A 349-nucleotide genomic window follows, 5' to 3' on the forward strand; every position below is an offset into this window, starting at 1 on the left:
TGGCTGATTTGTCTATCCAACTGCTCATGGTTTGGCGACTGAGCTCGATACCGTATTGCTTGAACATCGCTTCTTGGCGATAAAGCGGTAAACCATATTGGTATTTACTAGTAATAAGTTGAGCTAACAAACTCGCTGTTGCTATCCCTTTATTTATCGGCATCGCGGGCATGGCAGCTTGTTTAATCGGTGTATGAGTCGACGATTTATCACAGTGACGACAGGCGTATTTAGGACGAATGTGCTCAATCACTTTAATTTGAGCGGGGATAAACTCAAGCTTTTCTGACTTATCCTCACCCATTTTATGTAGCTCACCGCCACAGCAACCACAGGTTTTATCCTCGAT

At 43.8% G+C, this 349-nt stretch carries 1 protein-coding gene; it reads right to left on the minus strand.

What is annotated here, in order from left to right; genetic code table 11:
* Positions 1–349 (minus strand): IS66 family transposase zinc-finger binding domain-containing protein (locus tag H5084_RS19355; protein ID WP_182692244.1); only part of this gene is annotated, 349 nt, incomplete at both ends.

Source organism: Psychromonas sp. SR45-3, from assembly GCF_014163575.1.
Classification (GTDB): domain Bacteria; phylum Pseudomonadota; class Gammaproteobacteria; order Enterobacterales; family Psychromonadaceae; genus Psychromonas; species Psychromonas arctica.